The organism is Enterobacter sp. CPE_E1241 (assembly GCF_045618265.1).
Lineage (GTDB): Bacteria > Pseudomonadota > Gammaproteobacteria > Enterobacterales > Enterobacteriaceae > Enterobacter > Enterobacter adelaidei.
In genome coordinates this window covers 4,810,696-4,824,188 of the sequence record NZ_JBIWYV010000001.1, presented here as the reverse complement: position 1 = coordinate 4,824,188, position 13,493 = coordinate 4,810,696, and the positions used below count along the sequence as shown (strand labels likewise).

Sequence of the window (13,493 nt, the reverse complement as noted above, 5' to 3'; positions counted from 1 at the left end):
TTATGGAAAACATTATCAGAGAAAAACTGGCTGAGCGTGCAAAAAATATTCGTCTTTATTTGCACGCCTATGCCTTTCATTTAAACATGCGCTACGAGAGAGTTCTTCCTGAAGATTTACTGGATATTGCATATCAGAATCATTTATCGGGTGTGAAAGTGCATGTTGAAGACGGTGAATCCTTTTCACTGAGAAATATGCGACCAGAGCAGTTGAGTTCTTTTAAAAAGAAAGCCGAGCAATACGGACTGGATATTCATATTGAAACCAGCGCGTCAGATAAAAAGACCCTGGATGAGGCTATTGCTATTGCGCAGGCCACAGGTGCTACCTCTGTCAGATTTTATCCACGTTATGAAGGGCGTTTAAATTCAGTACTGGAAAAAATCGCCCAGGATATTGCTTATCTGGCGCAGTTTGATAATAGCGGTATCCAGTTTACGATTGAACAGCATGAAGATCTCAAAGGACATGAACTGGTTACACTGGTAAAAAACAGTGGTATGAAAAACCTCTCAATACTCTTTGATTTTGGCAATATGATCAATGCTAATGAAGAGCCAATGGCTGCGTTACGGACTATGTCGCCTTACATCACTCAGGTTCATATCAAGGATGCCAGAGTGATAAAAGAGGGTAAAGGATGGGCGCATGAAGCCTGCCGTACAGGGCTCGGCGATCTCCCTGTAGAGATGATGTTGCGTGAACTTTTACTGTTGGGTGACGACCAGGCCCAGGTCACTTCTTTTGGCCTTGAAGAAGAGGTTGATTATTACGCACCAGCATTTCGTTTTGATGATGAAGGAGATAACCCTTGGATACCGTGGCGTGACGCAAGTTTTACGCCACTTCCTGATAATGAACTGGTTGATGCTCGTCTGGCACAGGAAAAAGAGTATGCTATTTCTCAAATTGAATTTATTCGTAATTTGTGCGCTAAATTTATAAATATAAAACAACCTGCTTAATTAATTTAACAGTGTCTTACGGCTTCCTTTTTCAGGGATGGCCTGGATTTTTATATATTACAGAACGGTTTTCTCTCAAAATTGCAGTGAGGGTGTCGAATATGTTCATGAATAAATGGGCTCGTCTGTGCTTTTTGGTATTAGGTGGTGGGACGATATTTAAGCTTTCCAGCATGAAGGATGTCTTTTATGTTCCAATGCAAAGTGACTGGGGGCTGACAAATACACAAATAGGGCTCAGTTTTACGGTGTATACGATTGTGCAAACCACGGGGCTTTTCCTCTCTTTATATATTGCCGACCGCTATTCTAAGAAGATCCTTCTGCCCTTCGGGTTAATTGGTGTGGGGCTGTGTGGTCTCTATTTATCCACGCTGCCGTCTTTCACTGGCTATCTTATTTGCTTTGCGGCGATGGCCTTCTTTGCTGATGTCGTTTACTGGCCGGTGTTATTAAAAGCTGTGCGCCTGTTAGGAACTCAAGAAGAACAAGGGCGGTTGTTCGGGCTTCTGGAGGCTGGACGTGGTGTGGTGGACGTTATTGTGGCTTCTGGCGCGCTGTTCGTCTTTGTGCACTTTGGTGAAGGGAAAGCGGGGATGCAGGCTGGTTTGCTCTACTACACGTTCATCACCCTGATGGCCGGTGTTATCACCTACTTCATCGTTGATGATGACCATGTCAAAAACGCTAAAGGAAGCAGCGCAAACATTGAAACCCTGAAAGGTATTAAGCATGTTCTGACCTGCCCGAACGTCTGGTTAGCATCATTTGGTATCTTTTTTGTGTATGCGGCTTACTGCGGTTTAACCTATTTCATCCCGTTCCTGAAAGACATCTACATGCTTCCGGTTGCGCTGGTAGGGGCGTACGGGATCATTAACCAGTATGCCCTCAAAATGGTGGGTGGGCCGGTGGGTGGTTTCCTGGCAGATAAAGTCGCTAAGTCTCCCACGGTCTACCTGAAATGGACGTTCTTGATTTCAGCCGTTGCGATGATGTTGTTTATGCAACTCCCTCATCAGTCGATGAACGTTTACATCGGGATGGTTGCAACGTTAGGGTTTGGCGCCATCATCTTCTCGCAGCGCGCCATCTTCTTTGCCCCGATGGATGAAATTGGAACCCCACGGCAATATGCCGGTTCGGCAATGGCATTTGGTTGTATTATCGGCTATATGCCCGCGATGTTTGCGTACACACTCTACGGCTGGATTCTGGATAACTTTAAAGGGATCACCGGATACAACTATGTGTTCAGCGTGATGATTGCCTTTAGTCTTTCAGGATTTATTTGCTCGACATTGCTGGTGAAACGCATCAAAAAACAGAAAGTTATGTCGGTCAGTGAGGCGGCATAAGATCATGAACAGCGTCCCCCGATACAACATCGGGGGACGTGGGGTCAGGAACGTTTATACAGTGGCAGCCACAGCGTTAACCGTAATCCGCCCAGTGGGCTGTCGTCAGCTTTCACCCAACCGCGGTGCTGCTGCATGGCGGTTTCAACAATCGCCAGACCCAGCCCCGTGCCGCCAGATTCGCGGTCACGCGCCTCATCGGTACGGTAGAACGGTCGGAAAATCTGCTCGCGATCTTCCGGACTCACGCCAGGACCATCATCATCGACGATCACGGTGATCCCGTCTTTATCCACCGAGAAGGCGACCTCAATCTTCGTATGCGAATAGCGCAGGGCGTTACGTACGATGTTCTCCAGCGCGCTTTCCAGCGTGTTAGGGTTACCGTACAGCGGCCATGGCCCCGGCGGGAAGTTGACGGTAAAGGATTTACCCATCTGTTCTGCTTCGAACGCCGCGTTGTCTAATACTTCATGCCACAGATGATTGGCTTTCACCGTCTCGCTGACCAGCGCGTTTTTCTGCTGATTGCGCGACATCACCAGCAGATCGTTGATCATGCTGTCCAGACGATGCGCTTCCGTTTCAATACGTTCCAGCTCTTTGCTCTCGCCACTACGACGACGGAGCAGGGCGGTACCAAGCTGTAGTCGTGTTAGCGGGGTACGCAGTTCGTGCGAGATATCCGAAAGCAGCCGTTGCTGCGCCGTCATCATACGCTCCAGCGCGCTCACCATCTGGTTGAAACTGGCACCTGCAGCAAGAAACTCTTGTGGCCCGGATTCCAGCTCAGGGTGCTGTCTCAGGTTGCCCTGCGCCACTTCGTCGGCGGCATTTTTCAGCTTACGCGCCGGTTTTGCCAGGCTCCACGCCAGCCATAACAGCAGCGGCGAGCTAACCAACATGGTGACAATCAGCAGCAGGAGCGGACGGTCAAACAGCAGATTGATAAAATCAGACTGGGAACTGCTCGCCGGTCGAATCAGGTAGAGCTGATAATTATCCTCCCCATCCCTGACAGAAAAAGGCCCCACCATCTCAACGCGGCCATATTTCTTCTTCTGGGGGTGATCGGCGTTATCTGCCTGACCGATAAAGTTACGGATAATCTGCATTTCATTGCGATCGGCACCAATGACTCGGCCTTCACTGGTGACCAGCAGCAGGCGTTGCCCGGGTGGTGCCCACTTGTCGATAGCGCGAAACAGCCTGCGCCACCACATCAAATCGTTTGGTGGGTCATTTGCCAGCTCGGCTTCGACGTGCTGCTCGATCATCACGCCCTGACGTTGCTCGCTGTCGAGAAGCTCCGTCATCTGGCGTGAGTCGAGTTTTGGCAACATCAGTACGAGCATTAAAACAAGTGCCAGCGTCAGCCAGAAAATGGCGAAGATGCGGGCGGTTAAGCTTCCTATCATGAAGCGGAGACCATCAGATAACCGCGACCACGCAGGGTTTTAAACCATGGGTGACCGTCTTTACGCTCCGGCAGCTTACGGCGCAGGTTAGAGATGTGCATGTCGATGGCGCGGTCAAACGGCGTGAGACGCTTGCCCAGCACTTCCTGGCTCAGATGTTCACGCGATACCACCTGACCGAGATGTTGCGCCAGCAGATAAAGCAGGGTGAACTCCGTGCCGGTCAATTCCAGCGCCTGTCCGTCGAAGCTGGCTTCCTGGCGGCCCGGGTTCAGGCTCAGGGAGTCCACTTCCAGCGTCGGCGAACTGTTGTCGGTATTCTGCTGCTGCTCGCTCCAGTGCGAACGACGCAGGATAGCGCGAATACGGGCGACCAGTTCACGGTCGTTGAACGGTTTCGGTAAATAGTCATCCGCACCCAGCTCAAGGCCAAGTACGCGGTCAAGTTCGCTGCCGCGTGCGGTCAGCATAATTACGGGTGTCTGGTGTGTCTGGCGAAGCTCTTTCAGCGTATCAATGCCGTTTTTCTTCGGCATCATGACGTCGAGCAAAAGTAAATCGATGCTGTCGTCAAGGAGACTCAGCGCCTGCTCGCCATCATGGGCAACCAGAACGTTGAAACCTTCCATGTCGAGCAACTCCTTTAAAAGGGATGTGAGCTCTCGGTCATCATCAACTAACAGGATTTTATTCATTGTTTAAATACCTCCGAGGCAGAAATTACGACATCAAGGCTGTCTAATCCATGACTTTACGTTGTTTTACACCCCCTGACGCATGTTTGCAGCCTGAATCGTAGACTGTCTCTCGTTGAATCGCGACACGAAAGATTTTGGGAGCAAGTGATGCGCAAAGTTACCGCTGCCGTCATGGCCTCAACGCTGGCGTTCAGTGCGTTTAGCCAGGCTGCTGTAGCTATCATCAGCGATAACGGTTCCTCACAAGAGGGCACAACGCAGCACAGTAGCCAAAGCCATATGTTTGACGGCATAAGTTTAACCGAACATCAGCGTCAACAGATGCGAGATCTGATGCAGAGGGCAAGACATGACCAGCCCCCTGTTAATGTTAGCGAAATGGAGACAATGCATCGCCTTGTCACCGCAGAAAATTTTGACGAAAGCGCTGTACGCGCTCAGGCAGAAAAAATGGCACAGGAACAAGTTGCCCGCCAGGTAGAGATGGCGAAGGTCCGCAACCAAATGTTCCACCTGCTAACGCCCGAGCAGCAAGCGGTTTTGAACACCAAACATCTGCAGCGTATGGACCAGCTGCGTGAGGTTGCACGGATGCAGCGAAACTCGGAAACGACGTTTTTCAGTAGCAATAGCAGTACCCGTAGTAACCAGTAAACCCTGTTTTCCTTGCCATAGACACCATCCCTGTCTTCCCCCACATGATGTGGGGGTTTTTTTTGCCTTCATTCTAATTTGTTAACCGTTTATTCATCCTTTGACTCCTCACGCTTCCGTTATACTAGCGGCATGACATGACAGGAGTGTTTATGAATCAATCCTATGGAAGGCTGGTAAGCCGGGCCGCCATTGCGGCAACCGTCATGGCCTCTAGCCTGCTACTGATCAAAATCTTTGCCTGGTGGTATACCGGCTCGGTCAGTATTCTGGCGGCGCTGGTAGACTCATTGATGGACATTGCAGCCTCACTGACCAACTTGCTGGTGGTGCGTTACTCGCTGCAACCGGCGGATGAAGAGCACACGTTCGGGCACGGCAAAGCGGAGTCGCTGGCCGCGCTGGCGCAAAGCATGTTCATTTCCGGGTCTGCACTGTTCCTGTTTTTAACCGGCATTCAGCATCTCGTCTCGCCGACCCCGATGAACGATCCCGGCGTGGGCGTCGTTGTGACAGTCGTTGCACTTATATGCACACTTGTTCTGGTAACGTTCCAGCGCTGGGTCGTTCGCAAAACGCAAAGTCAGGCAGTACGGGCGGATATGCTTCATTATCAATCTGATGTTATGATGAATGGGGCTATTCTTATTGCGCTCGGTCTGGCCTGGTACGGCTGGCATCGGGCCGATGCGTTGTTCGCGTTAGGGATTGGTATCTATATTTTATATAGTGCCTTACGGATGGGGTATGAAGCGGTGCAATCGCTGCTCGATCGCGCTCTTCCGGACTCAGAACGTAATGAAATTTTTACTATTGTGACCTCCTGGCCTGGCGTCAGCGGTGCGCACGATCTTCGAACGCGGCAGTCAGGGCCGACCCGCTTTATTCAGATTCACATTGAAATGGAAGACAACCTGCCACTGGTTCAGGCTCACGTTATTGCTGAGCAGGTCGAGCAGGCGATTTTGCAGCGTTTTCCTGGTTCAGACGTCATCATTCACCAGGATCCCTGCTCGGTAGTACCTGGACATGTTGGGCTTTCGTAATTCGTTGTAAAAAAGTGAGCCAGGCCAGCATTTTGTGTATAAATTACCGCCATTTGGTCTGACCTGAATCAATTCAGCTGGAAGTGATTGATATACTATTTGCAGTATTCGTTGGTCGATAAGTTTCTTCCGGCAACAGATTTCAATTTTGCATTCCTAAGTTCAGAGGTAGTCATGATTAAGAAAATCGGTGTGTTGACAAGCGGCGGTGATGCGCCGGGCATGAACGCGGCAATTCGTGGGGTTGTCCGTGCAGCGCTGACGGAAGGTCTGGAAGTTTTTGGTATCTATGATGGTTACCTGGGTCTGTACGAAGACCGTATGGTTCAGCTCGACCGTTACAGCGTGTCTGACATGATCAACCGTGGCGGCACCTTCCTTGGGTCTGCACGCTTCCCGGAATTCCGTGATGAACACGTTCGTGAAGTGGCTATCGAGAACATGAAGAAACGTGGCCTGGACGCCCTGGTGGTTATCGGTGGTGACGGCTCTTACATGGGTGCAAAACGTCTGACTGAAATGGGCTTCCCGTGCATCGGTCTGCCAGGCACTATCGACAACGACATCAAAGGCACTGACTACACCATCGGTTACTTCACCGCGCTGGGTACCGTTGTGGAAGCGATTGACCGCCTGCGTGACACCTCTTCTTCTCACCAGCGTATCTCCATCGTTGAAGTGATGGGGCGTTACTGTGGTGACCTGACTCTGGCCGCCGCGATTGCGGGTGGTTGTGAGTTCGTGGTTGTGCCGGAAGTGGAATTCAGCCGTGAAGATCTGGTTGCTGAAATCAAAGCAGGCATCGCGAAAGGTAAAAAACACGCGATTGTTGCCATCACCGAGCACATCTGTGATGTTGACGAGCTGGCGAAGTACATCGAAACCGAAACCAAACGCGAAACCCGCGCGACCGTACTGGGTCACATCCAGCGTGGCGGTTCCCCTGGCCCGTACGACCGTATTCTGGCGTCCCGTATGGGGGCATACGCTATTGAACTGCTGCTGCAGGGTCACGGCGGCCGCTGCGTCGGTATTCAGAACGAGCAGTTGGTGCACCATGACATCATCGACGCCATTGAAAACATGAAACGTCCGTTCAAAGGTGACTGGCTGGACTGCGCGAAAAAACTGTACTGATCCCTCAAGCCCTCTCCGTTGCGGAGAGGGCTTTTATTCCTCTAAGTTATAGCCAATCTTTTTTTATTCTTTAATCCTCGATTCGCTTTCTGGCACGCTGCATTTATCAAAACACTACACAAGAGAGCTGGGCGATGAATAAATGGGGCGTGGGTTTAACATTATTGCTGGCATCGACCAGCGTTCTGGCTAAGGACATCCAGTTACTGAACGTGTCATACGACCCGACGCGTGAACTTTACGAGCAGTACAACAAAGCGTTTGCCGCACACTGGAAGCAGCAAACCGGCGACAACGTTGTGGTTCGCCAGTCTCACGGCGGTTCCGGCAAGCAGGCGACGTCTGTGATCAACGGTATTGAAGCCGATGTGGTCACTCTGGCACTGGCTTACGATGTCGACGCCATCGCCGAACGTGGACGTATAGATAAAAACTGGATCAAACGCCTGCCGGACAACTCCGCGCCTTACACCTCGACCATTGTTTTCCTGGTGCGTAAAGGCAACCCAAAACAAATTCATGACTGGAATGACCTGATCAAACCGGGCGTGTCTGTGATTACTCCGAACCCGAAAAGCTCCGGCGGCGCTCGCTGGAACTACCTGGGGGCGTGGGGTTACGCGCTGCACCACAACAACGGTGACCAGGCTAAAGCTCAGGAATTCGTGAAAGCGCTGTATAAAAACGTTGAGGTGCTGGATTCCGGCGCGCGTGGCGCAACCAACACTTTTGTCGAGCGCGGTATTGGTGATGTGCTGATCGCATGGGAAAACGAAGCCCTGCTGGCCACCAACGAACTGGGTAAAGACAAATTCGAGATTGTGACCCCAAGCGAATCTATCCTCGCGGAACCAACCGTTTCTGTGGTCGACAAAGTGGTTGAGAAGAAAGAGACCAAAGCAGTGGCGGAAGCCTACCTGAAGTATCTCTACTCGCCAGAAGGTCAGGAAATTGCAGCGAAAAACTTCTATCGCCCACGTGACCCGGCGGTTGCGAAGAAATACGAAAACGTCTTCCCGAAACTGAAGCTCTTCACCATTGATGACGAGTTTGGTGGCTGGGCCAAAGCGCAGAAAGATCACTTCTCAAACGGCGGTACTTTCGACCAGATCAGCAAACGCTAAGTATTTCGCAAAGAACGACACGGTGACCCGGTGTGAGAAATCCACCGGGTTTTTTATTTGGTCATCATTTTGCGTTACTCTTTCACTTCAAATGGATACGGGGAACGCGCTGTGAAAAAAATTATCTTATTGATCCTGATTGTCATTGCCCTTGCCGCTGGTGGCGGGTACTGGATGAAAGCGGGTAATCCGGATGCGCTGCGACATATCGTTCTCGACCAGTGTGTGCCGAATCAAATCCAGAACCGTAACCCGGCGCCGTGTGCGCAGGTGAAAACAGATGCAGGTTATGTGGTGTTTAAAGACCGCAATGGACCGCTGCAGTATCTGCTGATGCCAACCTACCGTATCAACGGCACAGAAAGTCCGCTTTTGACCGAGCCTCATACGCCGAACTTTTTCTGGCTGGCGTGGCAGTCACGCAGTTTTATGACCCTGAAGCGGGGAACCGAGGTGCCTGACAGCGCCATTTCACTGACGATTAACTCCCCGACAGGCCGTACGCAGAACCATTTTCATATTCATATCTCCTGCCTGCGCCCGGATGTGCGCGAGAAGCTGAACGCGGCTCAGGGCGAAATTAGCACCCAGTGGCTGCCTCTTCCGGGTGGGCTGGAAGGGCATGAGTATCTTGCTCGTCGGGTAACGGAGAATGAGCTGGTGCAGCGCAGTCCGTTTATGATGTTGGCGGAAGAGCTGCCGGAAGCACGCGACCATATGGGACGCTTTGCGCTGGCGATGGCGCAGCAGTCAGATGGCTCTTTTGTTTTACTGGCAACGGAACGCAACCTGCTTACCCTTAATCGCGCATCGGCTGAGGAACTGCAGGATCATCAATGCACTATCCTGAATTGACCCCACCATAAATCGCGTTTACTCCGGCTGCCTGTCACCGTAGACTTGCTGAAAAAATCTACGGGAGACAGGTATGTCGCTCTGGTTAGCTCACCCTCTACTGCTGCCCTCACTGATCGTTGGCGTCACCATTGTGCTGTGGGCGACGTCGCTATTACCGGAATTTATCACCGCGCTGTTGTTCTTCACGGCCGCGATGACCGCCAGAATCGCCCCGCCGGAGGTGATCTTCGGTGGTTTTGCCTCGTCGGCGTTCTGGCTGGTGTTTAGCGGTTTTGTGCTCGGCGTGGCGATCCGTAAAACCGGCCTGGCGGACAGGGCTGCGCGTGCGCTGTCGGCAAAGCTCACCGACTCCTGGGTGTTGATGGTGGCGAGCGTGGTGCTGCTGAGCTATGCGCTGGCGTTTGTGATGCCGTCGAATATGGGACGTATTGCGCTCCTGATGCCTATCGTTGCTGCGATGGCGAAAAGGGCGAGTATCGCAGACGGTTCGCGGGCGTGGTTTGGCCTGGCGCTGGCTGTGGGGTTCGGTACATTCCAGCTCTCGGCAACTATTTTGCCTGCAAACGTTCCTAACCTGGTGATGAGCGGTGCGGCGGAAGGTTCGTACGGCATCCACCTGAGTTACGTCCCGTATCTGCTGCTGCACACCCCCGTGCTGGGTATTCTCAAAGGTCTGATTCTGATTGGCCTGATCTGCTGGCTCTTTCCCGGTAATCCAAAACCACCGAAGGATCTGGCACCGTCTGAACCGATGGGGCGGGATGAAAAGCGTCTCGCCTGGCTGCTGGCGGTGGTGCTGGGGATGTGGGTGACGGAGAGCTGGCACGGTGTGGGGCCCGCGTGGACGGGGCTTGCGGCCTCGGTCATCGTCATGCTACCGCGCATCGGTTTTATCACCGGAGAAGAGTTTTCTGCGGGGGTGAATATGCGTACCTGTATTTATGTCGCGGGTATTCTTGGTCTGGCGATTGTGGTGACGCAGACCGGGATTGGTGCAGCCGTAGGTGAAGCATTGCTGCGGATAATGCCGCTGGACGCTGATAACCCCTTCACCAGTTTCCTGGCGCTGACCGGTATTACCACCGCGCTCAACTTCATTATGACCGCCAACGGTGTTCCTGCGCTGTATACCACGCTGGCACAGAGTTTTTCCGACGCGACGGGTTTCCCGCTGCTGTCGGTGATCATGATCCAGGTACTGGGTTATTCCACACCGCTGCTGCCGTATCAGGCGTCACCAATTGTGGTGGCGATGGGGCTCGGGAAGGTGCCTGCAAAGGCGGGGATGGTGCTCTGTCTGGCGCTGGCGATAGCGACCTATCTGGTGCTGTTGCCGCTGGATTACTTGTGGTTTAGCGTATTGGGTCGTTTGTAGCGGAGTAAGGCGGGTAAGCGCAAGCGCTACCCGCCACAACAGCATTACGCCTGTTTAGCCGCTTCTGCTGCTTTAACGATCACCGCGAAAGCGTCAGCCTTCAGGGATGCACCGCCAACCAGCGCGCCATCGATGTCTGGCTGGGTGAACAGCTCAGCAGCGTTGGATGCGTTTACGGAACCGCCGTACTGGATAATGACTTGTTCAGCCACTTTCGCGTCGGCTTTAGCAATGTGGTCGCGGATGAACTTGTGAACTGCCTGAGCCTGCGCAGGGGTTGCTGATTTGCCGGTACCGATCGCCCAGACTGGCTCATAAGCAATGACCGCGCCTTCGAATGCTGCTGCACCCTGAGTTTTCAGCACTGCGTCGATCTGGCGAGCACACACTTCTTCCGTTTTGCCTGCTTCGTTTTCAGCTTCGGTTTCACCGATGCACAGAACTGGGGTCAGACCTTGCTCTTTCAGCACCGCGAATTTCTTCGCGATGAACTCGTCGGATTCTTTGTGATAGGTACGACGCTCAGAGTGGCCGATGATGATGTATTTCGCACCGATATCTTTCAGCATTTCAGCGGAGGTTTCACCGGTGAATGCGCCAGACAGGTTAACGTCAACGTTCTGTGCACCCAGAATGATGTGGCTGCCGTCAGCGGCGTGTTTAGCCAGATCCAGGTACATATCCGGCGGAGCGATAGCAACCGCACAGCCCGTCACGCCAGCCAGCTCTTTACGCAGGTTCGCAACCAGTTCGTTTACCATGTGGCGGCTGCCGTTCAGTTTCCAGTTACCCATCACTAAAGGATGTCGCATTTCAATTCTCCACGCTAAATAAGCGAATTAAGGAATATGGCCACCCTGTCGGGCAGCATGGTCTGTGAATCAGTATAGAGATTTTCCCTCGAAAGGCTTTGCTTTTTGTCATTAATTCGCCCCTCCGAGAGTGTCAGATAGTGCCAGCTTAATCGGTTCAACTGCGAAGGTCAGTCCTTTTTCGCCGTTGTCTGCGACAACATAGCGAATCGCACCTTCGGTATTGGCGTAGTAGCGCTTGTTTTTACCGGCGGCGAGGAGTTTTTGCAGCTTTTGCTGGCTTTGCTTTTTCGTCAGTGCCGGGGTAAAGGCCTGTAACACCGCGCTCATATACTCCAGCGCCTTCGCCTTCGCTGCTTTCTGCTCTGGCCCCTGAATTGGCAGCCAGGTGATTTGCATGCTTTTGATTTTTAGCGTGCCGCGCTCCAGCGCCGTTGAGGCATACAAGTTCTCGTTAATCTTGCTTGCCGCACGGGTCAGCGTAGGGGTATCGCGAGAACCATCAATGGCGCGAAATTCATCCAGCGGCAGCGTTGGGTTGGCCTGATTGAAGGCTTCACGAAACTGGCTGATGGACTGATCGAAAGACGGGGAGCCCGCAAGCAGATACGGCGCCGTTGTCGGGGCGGTGGTTTCGGCTGCATGCAGGGGAAAGCCCGCGATAAGCAGCGTTAAACACAGGAAAAGAGAACGCGCCGAAATTTTCATCAACATTGCCCCTGGCCGTAAGTGCTCATGATTAAAACGATATCTGGTCGGCTTGTCAAAAGGTCACAACTCCAGGGTAAAATGCGCGCTATACGATAATAAGGAACCTTACATGACCATACAGCAGTGGCTGTTTTCATTCAAAGGGCGTATTGGACGCCGTGATTTCTGGATCTGGATGGTGACGTGGGTTGTCGCCATGCTGCTTCTGTTTTTTGTTGCTTACAACGCGTGGCTGAGTACGCAAACGGCGGCCTTTGCGCTGGTCTGTCTGCTATGGCCAACAGCGGCCGTGGTGGTAAAACGTTTGCACGATCGCGGGCGTTCCGGGGCGTGGGCATTTCTGATTATTCTGGCGTGGATGCTGGTGGCAGGGAACTGGGCGATGCTTCCGTCCATTCTTCCCTGGGTCGTCGGCAGGCTGCTACCGTCAGTTATCTTCGTGATGATGATTGTCGATCTGGGCGCGTTTATTGGCACCCAGAGCGAAAACAAATACGGTAAAGACACCCTTGAGGTGAAGTACCGCTGATTACCAGTAGTGTTCGGCGGTCATATGGCCCGGCCGGCGGCGAAGATGTTTCGTCATCTGCCGGGTATCTTTCAGAAGTTGTTGCGTGTCACGAACCATCTGCGGATTACCACACAGCATGACATGGCTGGTTTCCGCCGTCATCGGCAAACCCACTGCCTTTTCCAGAACTCCACTTTCAATTAATGCCGGCACACGGCCCGTCAGCGCACCTTCTGCCGTTTCACGACTGACCACCGTTTGAATTTTGAGCTTACCGCCATACTTCTGTTCCAGATCGCGCATTTGCGGCAAATAGCTTAAGTCTGCAGCGTAGCGCGCGGCATGAACCAACACGATGTTTTTAAAGCGTTCAAGGTCTTTGCCATATTGCAAAATGGAGAGATACGGACCGATGGCCGTACCGGTTGCCAGCATCCATAGCGTGTCACAGTCAGGAATTTCGTCGAGCACAAAGAAGCCGGCAGCGTCACTCACAATTTGCACATCATCACCGGGCTTAAGAGCGGCGAGACGCGGGCTGAGTTTGCCGTCCGGAACGGTAACCAGATAGAACTCGAGATCCGGGTTATCTGGCGCGTTAACGTAAGAGTAAGCGCGCTGTACGCGTTCACCGTCGACATCCAGCCCCAGCTTCGCAAATTGCCCGGCCGTAAACGGGTGAACGGGAGCATGCAGGGTGAGACTAAATAGCGTATCGGTCCAGAACTGTATCTTTGTGACTTTACCTGTTACCCAGTCCGCCATGATCTTCTCCTGTGCTGTTTCTCTGGTCTATCTTCCTGTCTTGTCGTGAAGATTTCCA

Annotated in this window: 14 protein-coding genes; 9 read left to right on the top strand and 5 right to left on the bottom strand. The window is 52.5% G+C overall.

Features of this window, described 5'->3' with window-relative positions:
• Nucleotides 1–2 precede the first annotated feature (2 nt).
• Nucleotides 3–968: a sugar phosphate isomerase/epimerase gene (locus ACJ9Y9_RS23550; RefSeq protein ID WP_028018129.1), complete on the top strand. Its 966-nt coding sequence runs from the start codon at nucleotides 3–5 to the stop codon at nucleotides 966–968.
• A 107-nt stretch (nucleotides 969–1,075) separates the two neighbouring features.
• On the top strand, nucleotides 1,076–2,326 hold the full coding sequence (locus ACJ9Y9_RS23545) for an MFS transporter (protein ID WP_028018128.1): 1,251 nt from the start codon (nucleotides 1,076–1,078) through the stop codon (nucleotides 2,324–2,326).
• 44 nt (nucleotides 2,327–2,370) lie between these two features.
• Here ACJ9Y9_RS23545 and cpxA read toward each other — a convergent pair whose 3' ends face one another.
• Nucleotides 2,371–3,744: an envelope stress sensor histidine kinase CpxA gene (gene cpxA / locus ACJ9Y9_RS23540; RefSeq protein ID WP_028018127.1), complete on the bottom strand. Its 1,374-nt coding sequence runs from the start codon at nucleotides 3,742–3,744 to the stop codon at nucleotides 2,371–2,373.
• The gene (gene cpxR / locus ACJ9Y9_RS23535; protein WP_028018126.1) at nucleotides 3,741–4,439 is read right to left on the bottom strand and encodes an envelope stress response regulator transcription factor CpxR; all 699 of its coding nucleotides are present in this window, start codon (nucleotides 4,437–4,439) and stop codon (nucleotides 3,741–3,743) included. Before cpxR ends, cpxA begins: the two co-directional genes overlap by 4 nt.
• 150 nt (nucleotides 4,440–4,589) lie before the next feature.
• On the opposite strand from cpxR, the gene cpxP reads away from it, so the two are divergent.
• From cpxP to ACJ9Y9_RS23505, 6 genes are all read left to right on the top strand, one after another.
• The gene (gene cpxP, locus ACJ9Y9_RS23530; protein WP_028018125.1) at nucleotides 4,590–5,096 is read left to right on the top strand and encodes a cell-envelope stress modulator CpxP; all 507 of its coding nucleotides are present in this window, start codon (nucleotides 4,590–4,592) and stop codon (nucleotides 5,094–5,096) included.
• Nucleotides 5,097–5,248: 152 nt separating this feature from the next.
• Nucleotides 5,249–6,142: a CDF family cation-efflux transporter FieF gene (gene fieF, locus ACJ9Y9_RS23525; protein WP_028018124.1), complete on the top strand. Its 894-nt coding sequence runs from the start codon at nucleotides 5,249–5,251 to the stop codon at nucleotides 6,140–6,142.
• A 174-nt stretch (nucleotides 6,143–6,316) separates the two neighbouring features.
• Complete coding sequence (pfkA, locus tag ACJ9Y9_RS23520) at nucleotides 6,317–7,279, top strand: 6-phosphofructokinase (RefSeq protein ID WP_028018123.1); 963 nt, start codon at nucleotides 6,317–6,319, stop codon at nucleotides 7,277–7,279.
• A gap of 134 nt (nucleotides 7,280–7,413) precedes the next feature.
• Nucleotides 7,414–8,403 (top strand): sulfate ABC transporter substrate-binding protein, encoded by a 990-nt coding sequence (locus ACJ9Y9_RS23515; RefSeq protein ID WP_028018122.1) that lies wholly within the window; start codon nucleotides 7,414–7,416, stop codon nucleotides 8,401–8,403.
• A gap of 111 nt (nucleotides 8,404–8,514) precedes the next feature.
• Nucleotides 8,515–9,258: a CDP-diacylglycerol diphosphatase gene (locus ACJ9Y9_RS23510; RefSeq protein WP_028018121.1), complete on the top strand. Its 744-nt coding sequence runs from the start codon at nucleotides 8,515–8,517 to the stop codon at nucleotides 9,256–9,258.
• Between the two features lie 73 nt (nucleotides 9,259–9,331).
• A complete protein-coding gene (locus tag ACJ9Y9_RS23505) occupies nucleotides 9,332–10,636 on the top strand; it encodes an SLC13 family permease (RefSeq protein WP_028018120.1) in 1,305 nt (434 codons plus the stop codon).
• Between the two features lie 44 nt (nucleotides 10,637–10,680).
• Here the strand turns inward: ACJ9Y9_RS23505 and tpiA are convergent, their stop codons facing one another.
• On the bottom strand, nucleotides 10,681–11,448 hold the full coding sequence (tpiA, locus tag ACJ9Y9_RS23500; protein WP_028018119.1) for a triose-phosphate isomerase: 768 nt from the start codon (nucleotides 11,446–11,448) through the stop codon (nucleotides 10,681–10,683).
• A gap of 111 nt (nucleotides 11,449–11,559) precedes the next feature.
• Nucleotides 11,560–12,156, bottom strand: coding sequence for a DUF1454 family protein (locus ACJ9Y9_RS23495; protein WP_407226226.1), 597 nt, complete (start codon nucleotides 12,154–12,156; stop codon nucleotides 11,560–11,562).
• Nucleotides 12,157–12,268: 112 nt separating this feature from the next.
• Here ACJ9Y9_RS23495 and ACJ9Y9_RS23490 point away from each other — a divergent pair, with 112 nt between their 5' ends.
• Nucleotides 12,269–12,688 (top strand): DUF805 domain-containing protein, encoded by a 420-nt coding sequence (locus tag ACJ9Y9_RS23490; protein WP_023309691.1) that lies wholly within the window; start codon nucleotides 12,269–12,271, stop codon nucleotides 12,686–12,688.
• Here the strand turns inward: ACJ9Y9_RS23490 and fpr are convergent, their stop codons facing one another.
• Complete coding sequence (fpr, locus tag ACJ9Y9_RS23485) at nucleotides 12,689–13,435, bottom strand: ferredoxin--NADP(+) reductase (RefSeq protein ID WP_028018117.1); 747 nt, start codon at nucleotides 13,433–13,435, stop codon at nucleotides 12,689–12,691.
• Between the last annotated feature and the right edge of the window lie 58 nt (nucleotides 13,436–13,493).

Bases quoted from the DNA above. Each gene is read 5' to 3' on its own strand.
- cpxR (WP_028018126.1), bottom strand. From the start codon at position 4,439: ATGAATAAAATCCTGTTAGTTGATGATGACCGAGAGCTCACATCCCTT.
- ACJ9Y9_RS23550 (WP_028018129.1), top strand. From the start codon at position 3: ATGGAAAACATTATCAGAGAAAAACTGGCTGAGCGTGCAAAAAATATT.
- ACJ9Y9_RS23545 (WP_028018128.1), top strand. From the start codon at position 1,076: ATGAATAAATGGGCTCGTCTGTGCTTTTTGGTATTAGGTGGTGGGACG.
- cpxP (WP_028018125.1), top strand. From the start codon at position 4,590: ATGCGCAAAGTTACCGCTGCCGTCATGGCCTCAACGCTGGCGTTCAGT.
- fpr (WP_028018117.1), bottom strand. From the start codon at position 13,435: ATGGCGGACTGGGTAACAGGTAAAGTCACAAAGATACAGTTCTGGACC.
- ACJ9Y9_RS23505 (WP_028018120.1), top strand. From the start codon at position 9,332: ATGTCGCTCTGGTTAGCTCACCCTCTACTGCTGCCCTCACTGATCGTT.
- tpiA (WP_028018119.1), bottom strand. From the start codon at position 11,448: ATGCGACATCCTTTAGTGATGGGTAACTGGAAACTGAACGGCAGCCGC.
- ACJ9Y9_RS23495 (WP_407226226.1), bottom strand. From the start codon at position 12,156: ATGAAAATTTCGGCGCGTTCTCTTTTCCTGTGTTTAACGCTGCTTATC.
- ACJ9Y9_RS23515 (WP_028018122.1), top strand. From the start codon at position 7,414: ATGAATAAATGGGGCGTGGGTTTAACATTATTGCTGGCATCGACCAGC.
- cpxA (WP_028018127.1), bottom strand. From the start codon at position 3,744: ATGATAGGAAGCTTAACCGCCCGCATCTTCGCCATTTTCTGGCTGACG.
- ACJ9Y9_RS23490 (WP_023309691.1), top strand. From the start codon at position 12,269: ATGACCATACAGCAGTGGCTGTTTTCATTCAAAGGGCGTATTGGACGC.
- pfkA (WP_028018123.1), top strand. From the start codon at position 6,317: ATGATTAAGAAAATCGGTGTGTTGACAAGCGGCGGTGATGCGCCGGGC.
- fieF (WP_028018124.1), top strand. From the start codon at position 5,249: ATGAATCAATCCTATGGAAGGCTGGTAAGCCGGGCCGCCATTGCGGCA.